We start from the raw sequence: 19956 nt of genomic DNA, 5'->3' as shown, positions 1-19956 counted from the left end.
TGAGTATTCCGGCTTTTTGCGGCCTGGACGATCAATTGCGGAGCTATTTTAATAATGATTACAAAAGAAGAGCAGGTGGTGTACGGTACCGAGGACCTGCTGACGACCCTGTGCAGCTCTGTCACGCGCGTGCTGAATGTGGCATCGCAAAGCCGGATTACCTATTCGGCAATGGTTCAGCGTATTACCAAGATTGGCCTGAAACCCGACATCGGCTGCTTCGTGCTGTTCGATGGCGGCTTTACCGGCCTGGTGGTGCTGAACTTCTCGGCGGAAGCAGCGATGGAAATTTATGAGCGCTACATGCTCAGCATGGGCATGCCGAAGTCCGAGCTGGCCAGTTCCTTCACGTCCGACGAAGTGTCCAACATCATGGGCGAGCTGATGAACCAGATCGTCGGCGACTTCACCGGCAAGGTGCGCAGCGAGCTGCATACCAACATTACCCAGAACCAGCCGAAAATGCTGGTGCTGAACAAGCAGGTGATGTTGAGTGTCGATACCCCGCTCGACCGCCCGGAAATGCGCCGCGTGTCCTTCTTCACCGAGCGCAACAACATCTTCTACCTCGAGCTGGCGATCGATCGGACCGAGTTTATTAAACTGCACGATTTCGAGATCTCGGAAGACATCGACCCGGATGCACTGCTGGAGCGCGAGCAGGCCGCGAAGCCGGCTGCGGCGCCGGCGCAAGACAGCGCGTCGGACGATGCGGACGAGTTGCTGAAGTCCCTCGGCATGTAAGTAAAAAGGGGTTTGCAAATCCCAAAGCGGCAGATATAATGTTGCCTCTTTTCCCTGATAGCTCAGTCGGTAGAGCGACGGACTGTTAATCCGCAGGTCCCTGGTTCGAGTCCAGGTCGGGGAGCCAGAATTTTCAAGCGAGAAGCCCAGCCTATAATGGTTGGGCTTTTTGCATTTCGGAGCACGCATATGGAAAACATCGATCAGCGCTACATGGTTCAACAGAACAAAATCGGCGACGCGGAAAAGCCGCCAGTCTTTGCCCGTGTCATGCGTAGCAAGGAGGGCGTGTTCGAGGGCGTCTCCTTTATCAAGAACAAAGAGAAGGCGACCGTGATGACCAAGGCGCAAGCAGAGGAAGCGGTGGCGTGGGCCAAGAAGAAGAAATCCGCCGCCCACGAGTACGCGACCAAGATCATTTGCGTGAGCGAGTAATGCGGGTGTAAATTAGCACTAGCGAAAAGCCGCTGTCCTGTATAAAATGCTGCCTCCTTTCCCTGATAGCTCAGTCGGTAGAGCGACGGACTGTTAATCCGCAGGTCCCTGGTTCGAGTCCAGGTCGGGGAGCCAGAATTTGTAGTATCTCGAAAACCCAGCCCTAACCCGGTTGGGTTTTTGCGTTTCAGGGCCTGTTTATTTGCGCATAGTGGTCCGTGGTGAGGTCGTTGGCAGGTGGGGATGGCCCACCCCTACGGTTGGGCTTCGCGGGCACAGGGGGGGGGCAACAAGCAAAAACGGCCCCTCACACTTGGCACTCCTTTGATATATGAAGACAATGTTTGCGCCGAAGGTGTGCTTCCGATAGAATCGATAAATGGGAAATCGATTTTATCGGAGGTGAGATGACTGACCCAACAAGACCTGGATACGAAGCGCTGGCTGAGAGTCGTATGATGACTCGCTCTGAAGTCGCAGCCGCCAAGCGTAGCATTAGTGAACTGAGCAAGTCACTTGACCAGATCCAGCGCCAGCTTATCAACACTCCGGTTGCGAAGACCAATGCGCACGAGGTTGCTGAGAAGTTGCTGGCAGCATCGGCATTAAGAGAATCTTTGAATAGGCATGAAGCGCAAGTTTTGTCTGCTCTTCCCCAATCGAAGGGCGGGAAGTTGTCAGATCGTGAGCGGAAAGAAATTTCTGGCTACTACTCGACTGGTCATTTTACGCAGGGGGCATTAGCAGAGCAGTATGGCGTAAGTCAGTCAACAATCCATGAGATTGTTGCGACAAAGCGTGGTGATGATTAGCGTGTTCTGTTTAAATTTTTCAATATAGTAAGGAAGGTAGGTCTATGAAAATTTCAATTCCATGCGCTGACGGGACTGATCGTCATTGCTATAAAGTTATTGGCACGACCTTGCCGTTTCCAATGCTCGAAGAGCATATGGTTACGGTTTACGAGGACAACCCTAAAAATGTCATTATTGAAATTGCTCCGAGTCCCGATTGGATGAAGCGTTTTGCAAAAGACTATCTCACCGCTTATCAGATTGAGTGCGTGACTTCGGATGGTTACTTTGAGTATGATCCCGAGGAATCCGTTTGCGATGCTTGTGGCTCTGACCAAGACTATGACGATGAAGGAAATAATATCACTGGGCTGTAATACTAGGACCTTGGGAAAACTCTAATATTTTTTCGAGTTCAGGTCGATGAACCAGAATTTAGCAGCATGCCCAAAACCCAGCCCTAACCCGGTTGGGTTTTTGCGTTTCAGGGCCCGTTTATTTGCGCCTAGTGGTCCAGGGTGAGGCGACTTGGCGGAGGGGATGGGCTGACCCATGGGGCCGGGCCTGTGGGCACAACGGGGCTGTTAGCGGGGCACTCGGATTCCTGCATAATGGGCACTTGCTGCACTCCCGCCTGCTGGAATGTATATCGGTGGAAGCGCGACGTTAATCGTTACTGTCCATGGCTAATATTTTGCTGTGGATGAGTATGTGGATACCCCTGTATGTCGCTTCGAAAATATTGGAGGCTGCTCCTTCGTAAGTACTCCTAGGTCAGTTGTTTCCTCTATCCGGCGCCAGTCGAACCATTTTTCGCATTCAATGGCAACTGATCGGCTTTTGGTGAACCAAGCGTGGGCCTTCGCAAATTGATCGGGCTTCATCCACCTCTCAGCAGCTTGAAGCTCGGATTGCTTAATGTTTGGCTCATACCATTTGAAACACCCTCGCTCCCAACCGGAAGCACAGCGCCAGTAGGCTACTCCCAGCCCGCTTGTATCCCCAAGGATTGTAGTTACCCTGTCCTCCATGCTCCGTGCGATCATGGCATGCCCTTTAATGGCGCGAACGACGAAATGTGCGAGGATAAACGAGCCCTCGAAGGTAACTGCTGCAATATAGAAGGTCTGATCGGAAACAACGGGACGAATCGGCAGTGGAGGTTTCCAATATCCTAAGTTTCTTTGGACTCCTGTTGAGTCATCATCGTCCACAGAATTTGCGGAGCCACCGCGCGACGACTCATACGCAGAATTGTTCGGATTCATTTGATTCGAGCGGTTATCTCGATCTGACTTTGAAGACATGCCTTCCCCCTTCCTGGCAGTTCATTGTTGTTGCAAAATACTAATCAACATAGTTCGTTGATGACGACTTTGCAAGCCAGGTTTGACGCGAGAGTCCCGATGTGATCTGCGTGAGACCCGGTTCAGCTTCTCTGGTCAGAGCTAGGGAGCCAGAACATAGCAGCGTGCCAAGAACCCAGCCCTAACCCGGTTGGGTTTTTGAATTGCGGGGCCCGATTACTTTCGCATAGTGGGCCGAGGTGAGGTGCTTGGGCGGTGGGGATGGGGGAGGTCATGGGGCTGAGCGCGTGTGGCACAGGCGGGCACTCTGCTGGCCGGTCGATGGTGGACCGGGACGCGAGTGTAGGGTGGTCCACTGTGAAAATATTGGGAAAATCAACACAAGTAACTTGCACTTCATTCAGATGTCTGGTTATGTCGAATGAACATAATCGATTAGATCGTTGCATGCAGGTATTTGCTATGTAACAATATTCTCACGGGCAATCTTCCGAAAATCGTTATCCCTTGCCCGTCCCTTTACGATTTCAGTACCTCACCTCCTTTCTTGGATCCATCGCGACATGACTAAAAAGACTTTGATAAAGCCCGAAGGTGTTTGCGCTTTGACAGGACGAACCGGTCGCTATGTTGCGTCGCATATCATCCCAAAGGCTCTAACTAATCTTTCCGCTTCGGGCGAAATGAGGCTGGAGGTAGGCATGAATTTGCCTGTCAGGAAGCGTTACGACAGCTGGTATGACGAAAGGCTGGTGATTCGCAATGGCGAAGACATCCTCAGCGAAATAGATAATGAGGCGATTAGATCGCTGCGATTCCATAAGCTGATCTGGAGTGGATGGAAAGGTAAGGGACTCCTGGATGAGAGTCTGGAACAAGTTGAAGGCTATGGAATTCGTTCGTTGGAAATTTCGGCTCCGACTCTTCAGTTGTTCTTCCTAAGTTTGTTATGGCGCGCTGCGGCTTCTAGTAGGGCGGAATTCAGAGATGTGCGATTATCGCCGGATGTGCTGGAGGACTTGCGATTGCGCATTCTTATGAAACAGCCTGGTGATTTGCGGGATTACCCAGTTCAGTTGGTTCAGCTCACAACGCTCGGTGATTTGCATAACCGCACACCATTGCTCGAAGAGTGCGAGCTCCCTATTGAAGGATGGGCCGGCATCAAGGTACCTTACGTTCGATTCTATTTTGATGGGTTGGTGGCGCGTGTGCATCTGCCATCTCCACGCCAACTGCCTGAGGATTACCTGAAGACATGCATGGGATTGGGCCATGACGACCAGACGTTGATTGTATGTATTCCCTACGAGGATTCACGTGCCTTCTCTAACCTCAAGGAGTCGATTCAAGCTTCCTCTAAGCCTGAGCGACCCAAGTTGAAGGTGTTAGCATTGGCTGCGAAACACTACGCAAATTCTTACCCAAATGCAGGCGGAGCGTCAGAAATTCCGGTCCCCAAGCTGCAATTTTATTGCACTGGTTAATATTCAACTGGCCCGAAATGTCCTAGATAACCTATCTGCGTGAGAATTAGTCGATTAATGCATTCAGCGCGGACCAAACCATCTTCCAGCGGGCGCCCGAATAGAGCGAAGTTGGGAATGGTATATGCCTCAGCGTATTGCTCCCGTTGTGGAGCAAAACGGCGAACAGATAGGCCATAAGCCGTTTCAAAAGGATAGCCACCTGTACGAATTAGGCTAAAGTAGGACGGGTAGATTACTCCGTCAAAGCCTTCGTTCTTTGCCTTCAGAGCAATTGCTCGGGAAATGTCATATGAATGAGACCGGGCTAGGAACAACATGTGTACTGCCATATCGAGGCTTTCGAATTCTGATCCATCCTCTTCCAGTACATGAGTTAGGTCTAAGAGGCGCAATTCTTTCTGCGTTTTGAGAGTGGCCACATATAGATCATCGTCAATAGAGGCACGACATTCATGGATGCAGATGTCGAGATCCTGCGAACCATACATGACTGGAAAACCTGCGGAGTCCAAACGGCCTTTGCCAGCTAAATGGATTGGCGGACTGTCATACTCTGACGGGGCTGCAGGTTGCTGCGGGCTTATCCGAAGGCGGTAAAATTTCGTATTCTTTTCTATTACTCGGACAGGATATTCTGCAAGTATGCGCTTAATGACCTGATTCCGCGTTGCAGAATCCTGCAAAGCTTTGAGCGGTTCTACCTCGCCGATCATCCATAGACGCGGTCCGTAATGGAAAAAGCCCACCTTCACAGAATTCTCAATGAGCTTGAGGTCATTCTTAAGCCACTGTGACGGTGTTATAGTACTTTCCCCGTAATGGTGCTCATTGCACTGGATTATTGGAGCTCCACCGTATTCGTGTCGAACAATTGTCCCCCTGACAAAGAAGCGGTGCGCAAGGGCTTCTATTTGGTTTTCCATAAGCTTTCGACCTTCCGTACTTTTGCATTGAGGGCATTCGTCGGAGTTTTCAAGGCCGAGTTTAATTGCATCGATTCGAAGCCCTTCATCTGCAAAGCAGTTTGAGCAAAGAATGATCTGATCATTATTAGAGTCAATGCCGGTCATGGTGGTCTGGAACAGTTAGTGCAAGGGGTGCGGAGTTCTGATATTGGGATTAGGGTCATGCTCCGGTGGGAGAACTCAAAGAAAGGTTGCCGCAAGCTTTACCAGACGCATCCGAAATACATTGAATCAAATGTTGCCTCTGCCGCTTTCCTTAAGTTTTCATTCAATTGAGGGGAAAAAAATGCACCATATCCGGCGAGCTTAAAAGACCAGTCATCCCCCTTGATCTCTTCAATCCTTCTTTCTTCGACAAAGAAGTGGCGCCGAAAATCTGTACGCAATATCCAATCTAGTTCAACCTCCTCGCCAGCCACCGGGTACGGTGCATCGTGTGAAATGAGGATTTTTTTCGAGGTTCCCGAAAGAGCGCACTTGAGTAAGTAGGAGCAATGATAGGCAATGAAATCCGCTAGCTGAATTCCCGGAACCTTTCGAGAGTCACAGTTTGAAGTTAGCTGAATAAATTCGGGAATCTTTCCTTTCACACTGATGCCTTCATCTACAAACATCGCTTGCGGCTTATCCAATCCATTCACTTGAACAATCTTCGCTGCAGACTCAATGATCGCCGTTCCTAGAGCGGGGCGCTCGTGGATAGCTGCAATGTAAACTCCGATCTTGCACCTCTGCAAAACTATCTCATAAACTGAGTCTCTTAGAGATTTTCGTTCGCTGGAGCCCTCCATGCGGTAGCCACTTTTATACTCATCGATTCCCGGTGTTAGACCAGCGAGTGCAATTGCTTCATTAACGAGTGTGTCCGGTGTCTCAGTGCAATAAGCAAAGCCAACACAAATATAGCCGAGTTCATTTTGAATACTTTCGTCTACGAAGATCATTGATTAATTTCTTAAAGGGGTAACCTTGCAGGCGGCGCTTCGACAAATTTGTTGCGTGCGCTAAAAAATGAGCTCATTTAAGACTTGCAGGTATAGATGTAAGCAAGTGAGGCTTTCATTGTTGAATCATGCAGTCGGCTGCGAACCAAGGCTGGTCTGTGAGCATGAGAATATCACCTTGCTCGGTCGCAAAATACGCGAAATCTCACCTTTTGCAAGCCAGTAGTCTAGACTTCTGCAAGCGAGAATCGGTGCCGCGATGCTCCGGGTGGCCTGGAAGCAACGTGGCTAAAAATGATCAGCATACCGGCCCCAGGGACACCGCTGAGGGGCGGCCATCACAAGGGTCTCGGGGCGCGTATGCGTGGTGCCTGTAGTACTATCTATGCCGTGGTCGAATCGGTGGCGGTCGATAACTTGGAATAGTGTAAAACTCAGGTTACAGTTATCGCCGTCCTAGGGGAGTGCCATTCTCAGTGCATTTTCCTTACAAGGCACAACCATACATATGCCCACCTCGCAGCTCTTTGGCGAGTGATGTCATTAGATGCCTCGGCAAAGCGTTCCAGTGCCAGGCTTGAGCGGCACCTTGCGTAATTTACTTTCGAGAACTTCTTTGAGCTGAAGCAGACCATCTGCTGATAATGCGCTGCTTTTCGGGCCTGGTCTTGAGAAAGGTCAAGGATGCTTGAATCCAGTAGTCATGAGCTAGTGGCGCAGCGGCCATTAGGAGCCCTTTTTCTGCTCCCTATGGATTATCGCGTCCAAGCTGAAATCCGGATGAAGCACTTCCCATAGCTCCAAATTCAGTGCTTGAGCGACACGTTCGGCGGCGTCCAGCGTCGGTGTCACGTCACCACGTTCGATCTGCCCGACGTAGGTACGATGCAGATCAGCTGTCTCAGCGAGCTTTTCCTGGGAAAGATTTTTCACGCGACGCACCAAGCCGATGTTCTGGCTAAACGTGTCTTTGGCGCTGGTTGGGACGGGCTTTTTCATCCCCTAAGCATCCCGGAGGGGTGTGCATCTATCTACAGATCATATTATTTAAGATGATGACTATATGCATCTATTTGGTGATTAACTGCAATATTTTGAGTAAAATCTTTAGCCAATTTGGCAAGGGGGAATAGCCAGCAATCTTAAACCCGGTAGCGCAACTTCATCAAAAACATCGCCCTGGTAGTCAGGGCCCCAGTTCAAAGGACTCTATGAAAAGAATGGCATACGCATTGATAGCGGTGGGCATCCTAGTGGTACTGATCGCGTTCAACCTAGATGTAACTGTGGGGGAGACGAGCATTGTCAACATGGACATGATGGCCCAGCGCCAAAACTTGCTGATTGTCGGCTGCGTCGGCTTCCTGGCTGGTGTTGTGATATTCGTTGGGGCGCAACAGCAGAAAGGTTTGGACTCAAGTTTGGGACGAAACGAAAACCTGACGGAAGCGATTCAGGGCATGGGAGCAAAAACGCTTTCGATCGTTGACTCGGGTGTCTCGCTCGTTCGCGAAAGTCTATTGCGAGGCGAGACAGGTACTCAGTTTTGGGCTAAGGCTTTTGGGGGAGGGATAGCAGCGGTTGTGGGAGCAGTATTGGCGCACAAAATTGTTCGCTCGTTATCGGCGTTTGACTTCATTCCTTTCGAGCTGGAAATGGCCGTTTTGCGTAGTACGTGGATTTTTTATGTTCCAGTGATGCTCCTGATCTTTGTGGCAGCGATGAAAAAAGGCTTCCCGCTGCTACTTAAAATTCTTTGTGTCGAACTGTTCTTGTCCATCGCGTGGCCGCTTTTCTTTATAGCCTTGGGCGCAAAGTGGGCAGCCTTGCTGTATTTCATGGTCGAGGCAGTTGTTTGCTTGATGGGTATCGGGTTCCTGAGGTTTGTTGCCAACAAACGACTGACGGCCACAGAGTAGCTATCCCTGGCATCACTTCATGAATACCTAGCAACGACCCGGATCCTAGAAACTACCCCCGGCGAAATTTCACTTCCCGCAATCAGCAGTAGCAACTTCGAATTGGCCTTCTCGCCGACTGGTGGGAGGGCCATTTTTTTTATCCAAGAAAGGAATGTCACCAATATGCCCAACACCAAGCACGTCAACTTCACGATTATCGTCAACTGGAAGGCGAGGGGATTCGGATGCTCAAAGGTATGTGCATACTGCAACTGGCGCGGTTCTCCTTTGCTGCCTCAAGGAGCTCAGTCGGAAGCCGAAGTAAGGGAATTTATTCGTAAATGTGATAAATCGTTTATAACGATAAGTGGCGGCGGCGATCCCCTTTATCGCTTCGAGGAAAACTTCCCGGCATTGCTGTCGATGTCGGACACCATCAAGGAGGAAGGCTACAAGGTCCGAATCATTACCAGGGAGGTTCGGCATGTGGCGAAGCTGAAGGGCATTGCGGATCATGTCTCGATCTCCCTGGACGACGATGTGCTGCAACTGCTCGATAACCACCAGCGAATTTGGGATCTTCACCAGCTTGATATTGAATTCTCCTTGGTGCTGCCTCCATTGCCAATGGCGAACCTGCTGGAGTTGAAGCCTCAGTACGCGGCATTGCATAAGCGGCTTGGGCGTCGGCTGGTGCTGCGCGAGAACTTCAATAGCATCTTCTCGCTTGAAGCAGCAAGTATGTCATTCGGCCATGGCGGGATCGTGTTCGTGCCGAAGTCGTTGTGCCTGAATAGCCGGTATCTCTCGGCGATTGACTGCACAGGGCATGAGATTGTGCAAGACAATGCAGCATTGGCCGGCTTCTTAATGGCGAATCCTGATGCATATCTTTTCGGCGGCTTCGTCAAGCACCTGCTAGACCCCGTTGTTCATCTTGAATACAGCGACATCGACGTCATCGCACTCAATACAGGTGTGATGGATGCCTTGGTCCAGCAGTTCGGCTTCACATTCAAGGACGTATCCCCGGAAGGTGCATATCCCCGGTATTTCATGGGCAAGTCGGTGAGGGCAGGGAAGTCGATTCAACTGATCCTGATGGACTCGGATGCGGACGCCAAGAGATTCATCTTCAATGCTCAGTTTGCCGTTGATCGTGCCGGGTTCAACCAAGGCTTCTTCTTCGATCCCATGATTGGCGAAGATGCGATACACGAAGCCATCCACAACAAGGTCGCTCAGACAGTGCCAGGTACGCGCAGCATGGATCTATTCCAGCCTGATCGTCTGTTAGTCGAGCAGCGGCACAAGTCCCAGTTAATCAAGAAAGGATTCCTGATCTCCCGTCTGTAGCAGCAGTATGCAGTAGTAACCGCACATCACAAGCCCTTTAGCGGCGTCCAAAGTCTCCCTTCCTCGCCACGCAGCAGTAGCCTGTATATCCGCAGCATTTCAGGACTTCAGCATTCCGGCTTTTCAAAATCCCCGTAGCGCCAGCATTCCAGCAGCACCCGTCACACCAATCCAGCAGTCCCCACCAACCAATCATTTCACTATGAGGAGTACCTATGCAAGCAACCATTTACGTCTCCAGCGACGCTTATCAGACCGCACAGGCGATCAAGGACTTGGACTACTATGATCGACTCAACCTGAGCGACGAGATACCTGATTTCGACAAGCGGCCTGGCTACCACTTGAAGAACGCCAACGTGTTCAAGCTGGCCGTGCTGCCTGATGATGCAATGGTCATTACCCCTGACGCTATCGGGCATACGCTCTCAATGTCGGCTCCTTCGAACCTTCGTGGCTGCATCTTTGACGGTGCTCCCAACCTTCCTGACATGTATGCAGAAATCATTGGCTACTGGTCTGGGCCGAGCATCAATCTTAGTTCGTCAGGCGCGGCGTACTTTCAATGCCCATTGAACGAATACATGGTGAACCTCGGGCCCGATCCAATAGGTGAACCAGTGGTCAATGATCGGCTTCTGTCAGAAGGCACTGTCATTCTGATCTCCGGATTATCGAAGGTGCTGCAAGGCTTGTCCTCAGACTGCTATATCCAAATCAGTTTCCCCATTGATCCCGCAATGGTTGGTAATGAGCCCGATGACTTCCGGTCGACCAAGGACTATTCGATGCAGCGCGAACAAGGTCAGCACTTCGACCAAGTGTTCCTGAAGGTGTCCGATATTTTGCATTCACCTGACCCGGATCGGATCTACATCGAGCTGCTGCGAAACGAGCTTATCGATTACGGCTATTGGTACTGACATCCAGCTACAGAAGGGCCTTTGCGATCTTTTAGCCATCTTATATGAAGGCGCGATTTGCTTTCTACATTCTAACCACAGGAGAACCATATGCAAGATTCCATCAACCACGATGCAGAAATTAAGGTGCTGAAGGAGGCAGTGTGTCCGTCGCTGTCTGGGCGATCGAGCTTGACGTACCACATTGGATGCAGAGCCGACCATCTGGGCAAGGATGGTTCGGAGTTCAACGAGGGCATTAGCCTTCGCATCCACCACAACTCTGGTAGCGGTCTTTTCAGTAATCAATGGGTGCCGATCGCGTCGTTGAAGCCCGTATTCGACAAGGAAAAATCGCAGGACGCCGTTACGTCATCGTCGTTAAGTTCGGTCTTTGCAGGATCGTCCGTGAACACGGCTGGTTTCATCCTGGCCGTGCTGAAAGCGGAAGGGCTGGTGGTGCACATGCCGGAAAAGCGGCGCTACTACCAATGCACCAGCACGGAGCAGTTCTTCATAGATCTCAAGGCGTTATGTGGGGCGATCGCTGACGGTGCTGATATGGCGATTGCTTCCGATGTCACGGATTTACATGCTGCTGCCAATGGTGAGGGGCCTGATATGGCGATTGCGAACTCCGAAGCATCAACCGCCAAGCCTATGGCGATTGGGAAGTCCAAGAAGCGATAGATGGTAGTGACGGAGTTGTAGTCCGCAGGTCGGTCGGGACTTTGGCGCAGGAATGCTTGAAGCTAAAGGAAGTCTTCAGTCCAGACCTTCGGCCACCGGGAATTCCGAAACATAACCGACCGACACCGGCAACTGGTTTTCATAGATGACCAATCACCATAAAGAAAGGATTTCTATTGCTCGCATCCGCGACTTCCGTAGCCCTAATTTGCATAGTCGGACTTGCCTTCCCCAGCACGCAGCAAAGTGCAATGGCGGGACTGCTCGTTCTGCTAATCATCTGTCCCAAGGCCATTTTTATGGCCTTTCTTTTTATCTTGATCCTGCTGGCGGTGGGATCGAAGCTCGACTAAGGAGTGCTGAATGTCTATTTGTGACGTCATGATTGATGCTGTCGAACAGGTGCTGTTCTGGGAGATTCCTGATCGTGATGTGGGAAGGGTGGCGAGCTACCAAGCGGCGTTGATGGCGAAGGTGCATCCGGAATGGATCTACTCGAACCACCTGGATCAAATGGAGTTGTGACAACCGGGCTTCGTTAGGAGCAAGGTTTGGGCTTTGTGTCGGGGCGTCATGTGCGGGAAGTACCTGCCGACGCTCCACATTTTTCTGAATTATTTAGTGGGCCAGATCGATACAAAACAATGCAGTAGTGAGGATTGAAATGGGAGGTGACATTAGGCCATGCACAATCGCGCGTAGCTGTTACTTGCGTTTTCTGGGGTGTGTAGGGATGAGCGATGAAGCGGCTGTTGCCTAACTTTTCATCAAAAAAGTTGCCTTTGAGAACCCGTTCTCTTATCCCTATATGCCCCAGAAAGTAGCAAGCAATGCGAACACCGGAAGATGTAAATAATGCAACATGTGCTATTGCCGTTTCGCCAGCCAATGCAATCGATCTCGATCACGCAAAGCGGCTGGAATTTAGTTCATTTCCAAACTTACCCAATAGTGGAGGCAATCCACCATGTACCATCCCCAATATCAAACACCTCTTGGATAGCTACCAAATCCGGGTGCGTTATAACCTCATCAGCAAACGCGTTGAGATCAATTTGCCGGGCCATTCTAGGCTTGGAAGTGCGGACAATGCTGAGAACGTCAGTAGCTCGCAGATTGTTAGCCTGGCAGCGCTGAACGGAATTAACACAGCGCGTGTTTCTGAATTCGTTTATACGATCGCAGATCGGAATCAATACAACCCTGCGAAGGACTGGATAGAAAGCAAGCCCTGGGACAATACTGATCGCCTTGAAGAGTTCTACGGAACACTGACGGTGCGGGAGGGATACCCCCTGGTGCTGAAAAAGGCGCTCATGAAGAAGTGGATCTTGAGCGCGGTGGCATCGGTTTTGACACCAAACAACTTCCGCACAAGAGGTGTGCTTACTTTGCAAGGTCCTCAATCCATCGGGAAGACGTCTTGGATTCGTCGCTTAGTGGATGGAGAGGGTAGTGAGAATTTGGTCAAGCTCGACCAGCATATCGACGCGCACAACAAAGATACGCTGCTAACCGCTATCGCCCATTGGATTGTCGAAATCGGCGAGTTAGATAGTTCGTTTAAAAAGGACATCGGAAGTCTGAAAGGCTTCCTTACTCGTCCTGAAGACAAGCTCCGTCGCCCCTACGCCAAGGAGGATTCGTCTTATCCGCGCAGGACCGTCTTTTGTGCATCGGTGAATGACGACAATTTCTTGGTCGATAACACTGGGAACTCGCGCTGGTGGACGATCCCCGTTATTGAGATCAAGTACGACCATAGCATCGATATGCAACAGGTTTTTGCTCAACTCGCAGTTGAGTGCAAAGCTGGGGCGACATGGTGGCTGACGCCAGAGGAAGAGGAAATGCTGGGTGCGCAGAACAAAAACTGTGTAGTGCTCAATGCGATCCATGAACGTATTCGTGATGGGATCGACTGGAGCCGAAAAGGCGAAGAAGGGCTTCCGGCGATGACGCCAACCAAACTGCTCGGCAAGATCGGAATTGATCGCCCGACGAACACTCAGTGCAAGGAAGCTGCATCGTTCTTGAGGGAGAATTTTGGCGACCCTAAGCGCATCAATGGCAGCTATGTTTGGCGCATACCGCTGCTGCCAGATTCCGCAGGATTCGAAGTGGTGCCATCCACGAAGGTATCCGTGAAAAGCCTTCCTGTGTTGCCTCCGAGGCGTTCCGACGATGATTTTTAATGACGTCGAAGCCATTGGTTACACCTATTGCCAGTCCTGTCGGATGGGGGAGGTGGTAGCAGATTCTGAAAAAGGTAAGGGACAAATCCTAAGGATCATCCTTTCAGTAATTTCAGGCCTCCCACCAAGCCCGTACTTTAGTGCCTAGCCTACTGGTGGTGGGTGGTGGTAGCAGTTTTTTCAAATGAATTTATGCATAGAGAGTAGGTAGGGTGCGTAGAAACTTTCGATGCATCCATCCACCTCCCCCCACTGTCCACCCTAGTATCAAAAATCTGTGTCACGCCCAAAGCGTCTAGCTGCTGCAAGCATGGTGCTGGGGTTTGTGCCGCCGTTTTCCCGTAGTTCACAACAAATTCTCGCCACACCTTCGTGGCATCAAACTCATACATTTAAGGAGCCAAGATATGGCCTCAGTACGTTCAACCAAGGCTTTCAAATCGCTGCAACAGATCTACGTGGAGGGCAAGGGTGTGTGCAAACAGGATGCTCGATCTGTATTTTATGAGCAACTGCGTATGGAAATCGTGTCGCGACTACCCACGCTCCCCAATGACGTCCTTCTAACCCTAAGCAGGATCTGCTCGCCAGAGCTATGGCAAAGCCTCAGTGCAAATGAGCGCTGTACTGCCGGAGCTTATTTTCGCAGGATGGTATGGAATGGCGAGTTCTATGGAACCAGCGAAGAAGTGATTCTCCAAGTAAGCGGGAGCAAAACAAACTGCTATTCCATTCATGACGGTCGGAAAAAAGAGGGGCGAATTTTCCGCCCTGTATTCAAAGCGTCGTTTTAATGTTAGAGAGGAGAAGATATGCCGCCAGCAAAACTAACCGAAGCGTTCATTGCAAATCGCCTGACGTGTCCGGGTCGTCATACCAAAATCGAATACTGTGATATAGACTTTCCTGGCCTATACATCGAGGTCCGCGCCACCAGTCCCGGCCAAGGCACGTATTATCTGCGCTACAAGAACGCTCAGGGCAAGACCGCGCACCAGAAACTTGGGCGTACCACCGAAATCAATTTAGCCGAGGCTCGGAAGAAAGCCAAGCAGGAAAAGGCGAAGATCACAATGGGTGCCGATCCTCGTGCGGAAGAGCGTGCTCGGAAGGCCGTCATGACCTACTCGGAATTTTTCAACGACCACTACATGACACTGAAAAGTAGCAAGCGGTCGTTGAAGCGCGATGAGCAATTATTTCGACTACGTATCAAAGACGTCTTCGGTGATAAGCGTCTCAACGAGATCACTAAGCAGCAGATTCAAACCTTTCATGCTCAGGTAAAGGCCGAGGGCTTGTCTGCGGCTAGTGCTGATCATCACCTCAAGCTGTTGCGCCATTCGTTGAACATCGCTTTGGAATGGGAATTGGTGGCGAAGAATCCTGCGACGGGCATCAAGCAGTTTAACGAAGACAATAAGGTGGAGCGTTACCTTGACGATGCGGAGCTGGAAAGGCTGGTGTCTGTTTTGCGTGCTGATGATCCTCCAATGGTGTGCCGGGTCGCCTTGTTTCTGCTGTCTACTGGGGCTAGGTTGTCGGAAGCCTTGAACGCAGACTGGGATCACATCGATAGAAGGTCTCGGGTGTGGACTATTCCTGCGACAAACTCTAAGTCTAAGCGGTTGCGCTCGATTCCGTTGAATGACCATGCATTGGAAGTATTGGGCCGCTTGGGTACCGAGGGGAACTCGAAGCACCTGTTCATCAACCTGCAAACAAGGGGGCGCCTAACTGTTGTAAATAAGGTCTGGGGAAGGTTGCGGATCAAGGCTGGACTTCCGCATCTCCGGCTGCACGATCTTCGCCATCAGTTCGCATCGTTCTTAGTTAATGATGGCCGCACTTTGTATGAGGTTCAGCAACTTCTTGGTCATGCGGACTCCAAGGTGACTCAGCGCTACTCGCACTTATCGCAGAAGACATTGGAGCGGGCTGCAAATAGCGCGTCCAGTGTGTTGATGGGGGCTGGTCGGGGAGTGGAGGTGACAGAGCAGCAGGAGTTGGAGGCGGCGTAAAAGAGCAAGTGAGGCGGTGCTTGTTGAGGCCGCCTCAATTTATCGATGAAAGTCTTGTTCTTCTTGTGGCATGTCACTATCGACGTTATATTGTGGAAAAACCATTAATTTATTAGGTGGAACTGTGTCGGAAACCAAATTACCCAAATTGCGACTTAGAAGTTTTTCTGTGGACGGCTTATTCGGCCTATATTCCCACTCATTTGACTTAGATTCGTTCGAGCGTGTGACAATTTTGCATGGTCCGAACGGAGTAGGTAAGACAGCTGTCTTGCGACTCCTTTTTTCGCTTTTTGCAGGGCGAACTTTTCAAGTTTTTTCAGCGAAATTTGATTCGTTGAGACTTGAGTTTGAAAGCGGTGAGCTGTTGGAGATAAGACGAGTGTGGTCGGAACACCAGCGTGAAACCGAGCATGTGCTCGTCACTAAAAGTGGCCCTCTTGGATTGGAGGAACGTTTTGAGGCATACGTTGACAACCGTGTCTTAATTAAGATGGCTTCCTCAATCGCTCGGCGAGCACCCTGGCTTGAGCGTATCGACGACGATCTTTGGATGGATAGGCGTTCACTTGAGAGACTTTCCACTGCCGATTTGCTGTCGAAGTTCGATGACAATGATGCTGACCTTCGACTGGCACGGATTTCCGTTGGTGAGAATATTCGCCCATTGGTGCAACTGCATCTGGCCCTGCAGGAGTTTAGTAGGCAAATTGACGTTCACTTCATTGAAACACAGCGCTTGCTTAGCAAAAATAAAAAAGGGGAAAAGTCTAAGTTTTCACAGAGGGATGAAGGTGACTCTGAGGTTCGTACTACTGTAACAGAATGTGCAGATGAGCTCCGGCAGCGAATCAGTCAAAGTCTTTCTGGGTATGCGCGAGAGTCCCAAAAACGTGATCAAACGTTCCCGATTAGGTTATTAAATTTGGCCGCTCATCCAGTTGAGACAGTGGATTTGCAGGAACAATTGAGGTCGATAGCTGAAAAGCGATCGCAGTTGGCTCAAGTTGGATTGTTAATTGAAAAAACTGATCCCTCGACAATGAGTCTAGATCGTCTGGATTTATCTAATGCCGATCAGGCGCAACTCCGTGTGATTGAACTATTCGCCGAAGATGCGGCTTGGAAGTTGAAGACTCTTGATAGCGTACTAGATGTAGCGAGCCTGTTCTTTGGTGTGGTAAACACTCGCTTCCGCCATAAACAGCTTGCGCTCGACTTTGAAAAGGGGCTTGTTGCTACAAGTGAAACGCAAGGTTCGATAAATCTTGAAGCGCTATCCTCCGGCGAACAGCATCAGTTGGTTTTATTCTTTGATCTAATATTCCGTGTACAGCCTGGATCAATTGTCCTGATTGATGAGCCAGAATTGAGTCTGCATGTTGCATGGCAGAAATCAATGCTAGATAGTCTTATTGAGATTGCGGCAGTGAATAGTTTAGATATCATTATAGCGACGCATTCACCTTACATTGTCGGTGATCGCTATGATCTTATGCGCAACCTCAGTTCCCCAGATGAGTCTCATGATCTTTTCTAAAACAGCCGGTGTCGTAATTTCTGAGATGAAGATGCTGCGGGCTAACGGACAGTCGGGGGCATTTGCGCTTGTTGAAGGGCCTGACGATTTGCGTTTTTGGAAGATGCATCTTAAGGTGCCACGCGAGTGCATTGTAGTTGCTGACGGAGTGATAAATCTGCGTGGTTGCATGCAAGCTCTTCCGGTTGATTTGTTGGGTAGCGTTGTCGCAATTGCAGACAAGGATTATGAGAACTTTCTAAATCCCAGCCCGTTTGCCAGTTGTGTCGATACATTCTTTTATGACGAAGGATTTTTAGAGACATTCATCATCAATACTGTGGCGTTGCGGAAGATTTTGCGACTCCATGCTGATGATGTACGCCTTGAACGCTTCCTTGCGAGTCACCCTGGGGTCACAATTTACTCGCATCTTAGGAGGATCGCTGCTGTTTTTGGTCGATTGAGGGTGTTAAATTCGAGAATGGGGTTAGGAGCCTGTTTTTCAAAAACATTTACTCCCTATAGATACGTATGTTCTAGATCATGGATTCTCGATGAGCCACGGCTATTAACAGATTTTTCCACCGCAGTTGGCTGGACAGCTCAGCAGCTGCAATCAGCTATGCAAGCCCTTCCTAAGGGTTCAAGTGTTCAGCTAAGTCACGGACATGATATTATCAAGATACTTGTAATTGGTTTGAAGGCGCCAATTGGAAGCGCAAGTGTTGGCGAGGATTCGATATCTAAAGAATTGGCAATTGCATTTGAGGGGGCTGCTTTGAAGCATAAGCGCCTTTATCAAAATCTGAATTTATGGGCAGGTGCTAGACGATTGATCTGATTAATTTTTTTTCTGGGTGGCAGTGCACGATCTCGGTCCTAGTTCGGCGTTCGGTAGCCGCAAGCCCTTGACCTGACTCAACTTTCTGACAGGGATGCCACGGCAGCAGGTATACTGTTTCGGTATTAGGTCGGCTTTCAAGGGACTTCGCATTGGCGGCCAGGAAAGCCGTTACGTTTCTTCGACTTGGTGCCCATAGATTTGCAGGATCGTCGTTCTGTTAATCCGCAGGTCCCTGGTTCGAGTCCAGGTCGGGGAGCCAGAACATAGAAAAACCCAACCTTAATCGGTTGGGTTTTTTGCATTTCAGGGAACGCCAGGTCAATGTAGGGACAGCCTCCAGTGCGCAGAAATAGTTATTAAATGCAATACAATGCATTTTTAATCACTTTTTCGGGGGGCTGATGCGTTTAATCACGAGGATGCTGGTGTTTGCCGCGCTGGTGAGCTGCCAGGCGTGTACATCGGGGGCCGAATCGTCACTGTCTTCCCTGGAGCAATCACTGCTCGATAAAAGATACGACCAGTTCCAGCCCGCAGCCAAGGCCGCTGCCGCGAAAGGGGATGCGGAGGCGCTTTTCTTACTAGGCAAGGCTTACGCGCTCGGGCTTGGGGTGGCGCAGGATCTGGAGCTGGGGCGCAGTTATTATGAGAAGGCGGAAGCACTTGGCTACGTGCGCGCCATCCATAACCTCGGGGTGATGGATTTGGACGAGAAGCAGCATGAGAGCGCGATCCGCCGCTTCGAGCTGGCGCTGGAGAAGGGGTTGCAAATGCCTACCCTGCTGAATCTCGGTTATGCGAACAAGCCCCCAGATGGGGGCAACATCTATGCGGCACGTGCCTTGATGGCGCAGTCGCAAAAGTCGGCGGGCTACTTTACACGCGCTTTTGAAATTTCGGGAGACGCGGAGGCTGCCGCATTGGCTGGGCGGATGTATGTGCGCGCATTCGATTACGCGCGCTTTGCAGTGTCGGCTGGCCAGCTGGAAGATAAGGAGTTGCCGGTGCACCGTGCCCGGGCCGTGGAATGGCTGGAAAAGGGGATGAAGCTGGGCTCCGCAAACGCCTCAACCAACTATGGCGCGCTGTTGTTCATGGAGAAGGACTTTGCCGGATCGCGTGCCGCCCTTGAGCGCGGTGCGAAGGCGAACAATGCGGTGGCGCACCAGTACCTGGGCATGCTCGATGAGCGCGATGGGGGCGATGCACTGCAGTCTGCGGTGGCGCACTACGAGCAGGCCTTGGCCCTGGGCCATGAGCCAGCGCGCGAAGATGCGTCGCGTGTGCTGCACGCTATCCTGAAGGATGAGGAAGACCTGGACGTCCTGCTGCAAGGGATCAAGCGGCTCCAGGCATTGCAAGGGGATGGCGGACACGACTATGAGTTCAGAGAGCTTGTTAAACGATACAATTGGCTCGGGCTTAAAGCTTCTGACCAGCAGCGCGGGCGGACGGTGCCCGACCTGCCGATTTTCCTGAAGGCTTGCGAGCTCGCGAAAAAATACGACCCAAAAGGGCATCACGAGTTTCATCGCGGGTCACATTGGGCGCTGCGATCGCTTGGCGGCAGCACCTCTATTTCGTTCATGTTCCAGGGCGATATTGATCGCGCGGGGTGCGCTACCCTTGCCAAGCCCTTGCCTCCGGCTGTCCGGGAAATCCTCAATAGCGGCGGTATGACCTTCCTGACCTTTGCGACCAGCTCTCTGCTGCTTGATTGGGAGGTGCATGGGAAGCGGGTCTACCTGGTGCCGCGGCGACTGGAAGACCAGATAGAGATTCCGCGTTGAACCGGGCGAGGCAAGCGATCGTTGTCATCTCAGCGATCGCAGCAAGCATTGGGGCC

19 protein-coding genes and 3 tRNA genes are annotated in these 19956 nt (G+C 50.8%); 19 read left to right on the top strand and 3 right to left on the bottom strand.

The window, feature by feature from the left end; translation table 11 throughout:
- The first annotated feature begins 54 nt into the window (after window positions 1–54).
- The 7 genes from GTP41_RS20120 to GTP41_RS20090 all read left to right on the top strand — a co-directional run bounded on the left by GTP41_RS20120 (window position 55) and on the right by GTP41_RS20090 (window position 4767).
- A complete protein-coding gene (locus GTP41_RS20120) occupies window positions 55–744 on the top strand; it encodes a DUF3334 family protein (protein ID WP_161027362.1) in 690 nt (229 codons plus the stop codon).
- Window positions 745–795: 51 nt separating this feature from the next.
- Window positions 796–871: transfer RNA gene (locus GTP41_RS20115), tRNA-Asn, on the top strand.
- Between the two features lie 62 nt (window positions 872–933).
- Complete coding sequence (locus tag GTP41_RS20110) at window positions 934–1179, top strand: hypothetical protein (protein WP_161027361.1); 246 nt, start codon at window positions 934–936, stop codon at window positions 1177–1179.
- A 59-nt stretch (window positions 1180–1238) separates the two neighbouring features.
- Window positions 1239–1314, top strand: a tRNA-Asn gene (locus tag GTP41_RS20105).
- Between the two features lie 272 nt (window positions 1315–1586).
- Complete coding sequence (locus GTP41_RS20100) at window positions 1587–1991, top strand: hypothetical protein (protein WP_161027360.1); 405 nt, start codon at window positions 1587–1589, stop codon at window positions 1989–1991.
- 44 nt (window positions 1992–2035) lie between these two features.
- A complete protein-coding gene (locus tag GTP41_RS20095) occupies window positions 2036–2350 on the top strand; it encodes a hypothetical protein (RefSeq protein ID WP_161027359.1) in 315 nt (104 codons plus the stop codon).
- Window positions 2351–3843: 1493 nt separating this feature from the next.
- A complete protein-coding gene (locus GTP41_RS20090) occupies window positions 3844–4767 on the top strand; it encodes a hypothetical protein (RefSeq protein ID WP_161027358.1) in 924 nt (307 codons plus the stop codon).
- On the opposite strand, the gene GTP41_RS20085 is transcribed toward GTP41_RS20090, so the two are convergent.
- From GTP41_RS20085 to GTP41_RS20075, 3 genes are all read right to left on the bottom strand, one after another.
- Window positions 4764–5840 carry an RES family NAD+ phosphorylase gene (locus GTP41_RS20085; protein WP_161027357.1) on the bottom strand — a complete coding sequence of 359 codons (1077 nt, stop codon included), beginning with the start codon at window positions 5838–5840 and terminating at the stop codon, window positions 4764–4766. The genes GTP41_RS20090 and GTP41_RS20085 overlap by 4 nt on opposite strands.
- Before the next feature lie 98 nt (window positions 5841–5938).
- The gene (locus GTP41_RS20080) at window positions 5939–6679 is read right to left on the bottom strand and encodes a DUF3800 domain-containing protein (protein ID WP_161027356.1); all 741 of its coding nucleotides are present in this window, start codon (window positions 6677–6679) and stop codon (window positions 5939–5941) included.
- Between the two features lie 726 nt (window positions 6680–7405).
- Window positions 7406–7678, bottom strand: a complete 273-nt coding sequence (locus GTP41_RS20075) for a helix-turn-helix domain-containing protein (protein WP_161027355.1) — start codon at window positions 7676–7678, stop codon at window positions 7406–7408.
- 221 nt (window positions 7679–7899) lie between these two features.
- On the opposite strand from GTP41_RS20075, the gene GTP41_RS20070 reads away from it, so the two are divergent.
- The 12 genes from GTP41_RS20070 to GTP41_RS20015 all read left to right on the top strand — a co-directional run bounded on the left by GTP41_RS20070 (window position 7900) and on the right by GTP41_RS20015 (window position 19900).
- Window positions 7900–8598: a hypothetical protein gene (locus tag GTP41_RS20070; RefSeq protein WP_161027354.1), complete on the top strand. Its 699-nt coding sequence runs from the start codon at window positions 7900–7902 to the stop codon at window positions 8596–8598.
- A gap of 165 nt (window positions 8599–8763) precedes the next feature.
- Window positions 8764–9936: a radical SAM protein gene (locus GTP41_RS20065; protein WP_161027353.1), complete on the top strand. Its 1173-nt coding sequence runs from the start codon at window positions 8764–8766 to the stop codon at window positions 9934–9936.
- A gap of 215 nt (window positions 9937–10151) precedes the next feature.
- A complete protein-coding gene (locus GTP41_RS20060) occupies window positions 10152–10859 on the top strand; it encodes a hypothetical protein (RefSeq protein WP_161027352.1) in 708 nt (235 codons plus the stop codon).
- Between the two features lie 90 nt (window positions 10860–10949).
- Window positions 10950–11528, top strand: a complete 579-nt coding sequence (locus GTP41_RS20055) for a hypothetical protein (protein WP_161027351.1) — start codon at window positions 10950–10952, stop codon at window positions 11526–11528.
- Window positions 11529–11891: 363 nt separating this feature from the next.
- Window positions 11892–12053 (top strand): hypothetical protein, encoded by a 162-nt coding sequence (locus tag GTP41_RS20050; RefSeq protein ID WP_161027350.1) that lies wholly within the window; start codon window positions 11892–11894, stop codon window positions 12051–12053.
- 305 nt (window positions 12054–12358) lie between these two features.
- Window positions 12359–13723, top strand: coding sequence for a VapE domain-containing protein (locus tag GTP41_RS20045; protein ID WP_161027349.1), 1365 nt, complete (start codon window positions 12359–12361; stop codon window positions 13721–13723).
- Between the two features lie 407 nt (window positions 13724–14130).
- Entirely contained in the window at window positions 14131–14517 is a 387-nt protein-coding gene (locus tag GTP41_RS20040; protein WP_161027348.1) for a hypothetical protein, read from the top strand.
- Between the two features lie 18 nt (window positions 14518–14535).
- Entirely contained in the window at window positions 14536–15744 is a 1209-nt protein-coding gene (locus tag GTP41_RS20035; RefSeq protein ID WP_161027347.1) for a site-specific integrase, read from the top strand.
- Window positions 15745–15913: 169 nt separating this feature from the next.
- Complete coding sequence (locus GTP41_RS20030; protein WP_161027346.1) at window positions 15914–17284, top strand: AAA family ATPase; 1371 nt, start codon at window positions 15914–15916, stop codon at window positions 17282–17284.
- Window positions 17271–18107 carry a hypothetical protein gene (locus GTP41_RS20025; RefSeq protein WP_161027345.1) on the top strand — a complete coding sequence of 279 codons (837 nt, stop codon included), beginning with the start codon at window positions 17271–17273 and terminating at the stop codon, window positions 18105–18107. Before GTP41_RS20030 ends, GTP41_RS20025 begins: the two co-directional genes overlap by 14 nt.
- A gap of 192 nt (window positions 18108–18299) precedes the next feature.
- Window positions 18300–18369 (top strand) — tRNA-Asn (locus tag GTP41_RS20020).
- A gap of 142 nt (window positions 18370–18511) precedes the next feature.
- On the top strand, window positions 18512–19900 hold the full coding sequence (locus GTP41_RS20015; protein WP_161027344.1) for a tetratricopeptide repeat protein: 1389 nt from the start codon (window positions 18512–18514) through the stop codon (window positions 19898–19900).
- Window positions 19901–19956: the final 56 nt, after the last annotated feature.

The sequence above is a fragment of the Pseudoduganella guangdongensis genome (genome assembly GCF_009857475.1).
GTDB lineage: Bacteria > Pseudomonadota > Gammaproteobacteria > Burkholderiales > Burkholderiaceae_D > Rugamonas > Rugamonas guangdongensis.
This window is presented reverse-complemented; position numbering and strand designations above follow the sequence as displayed.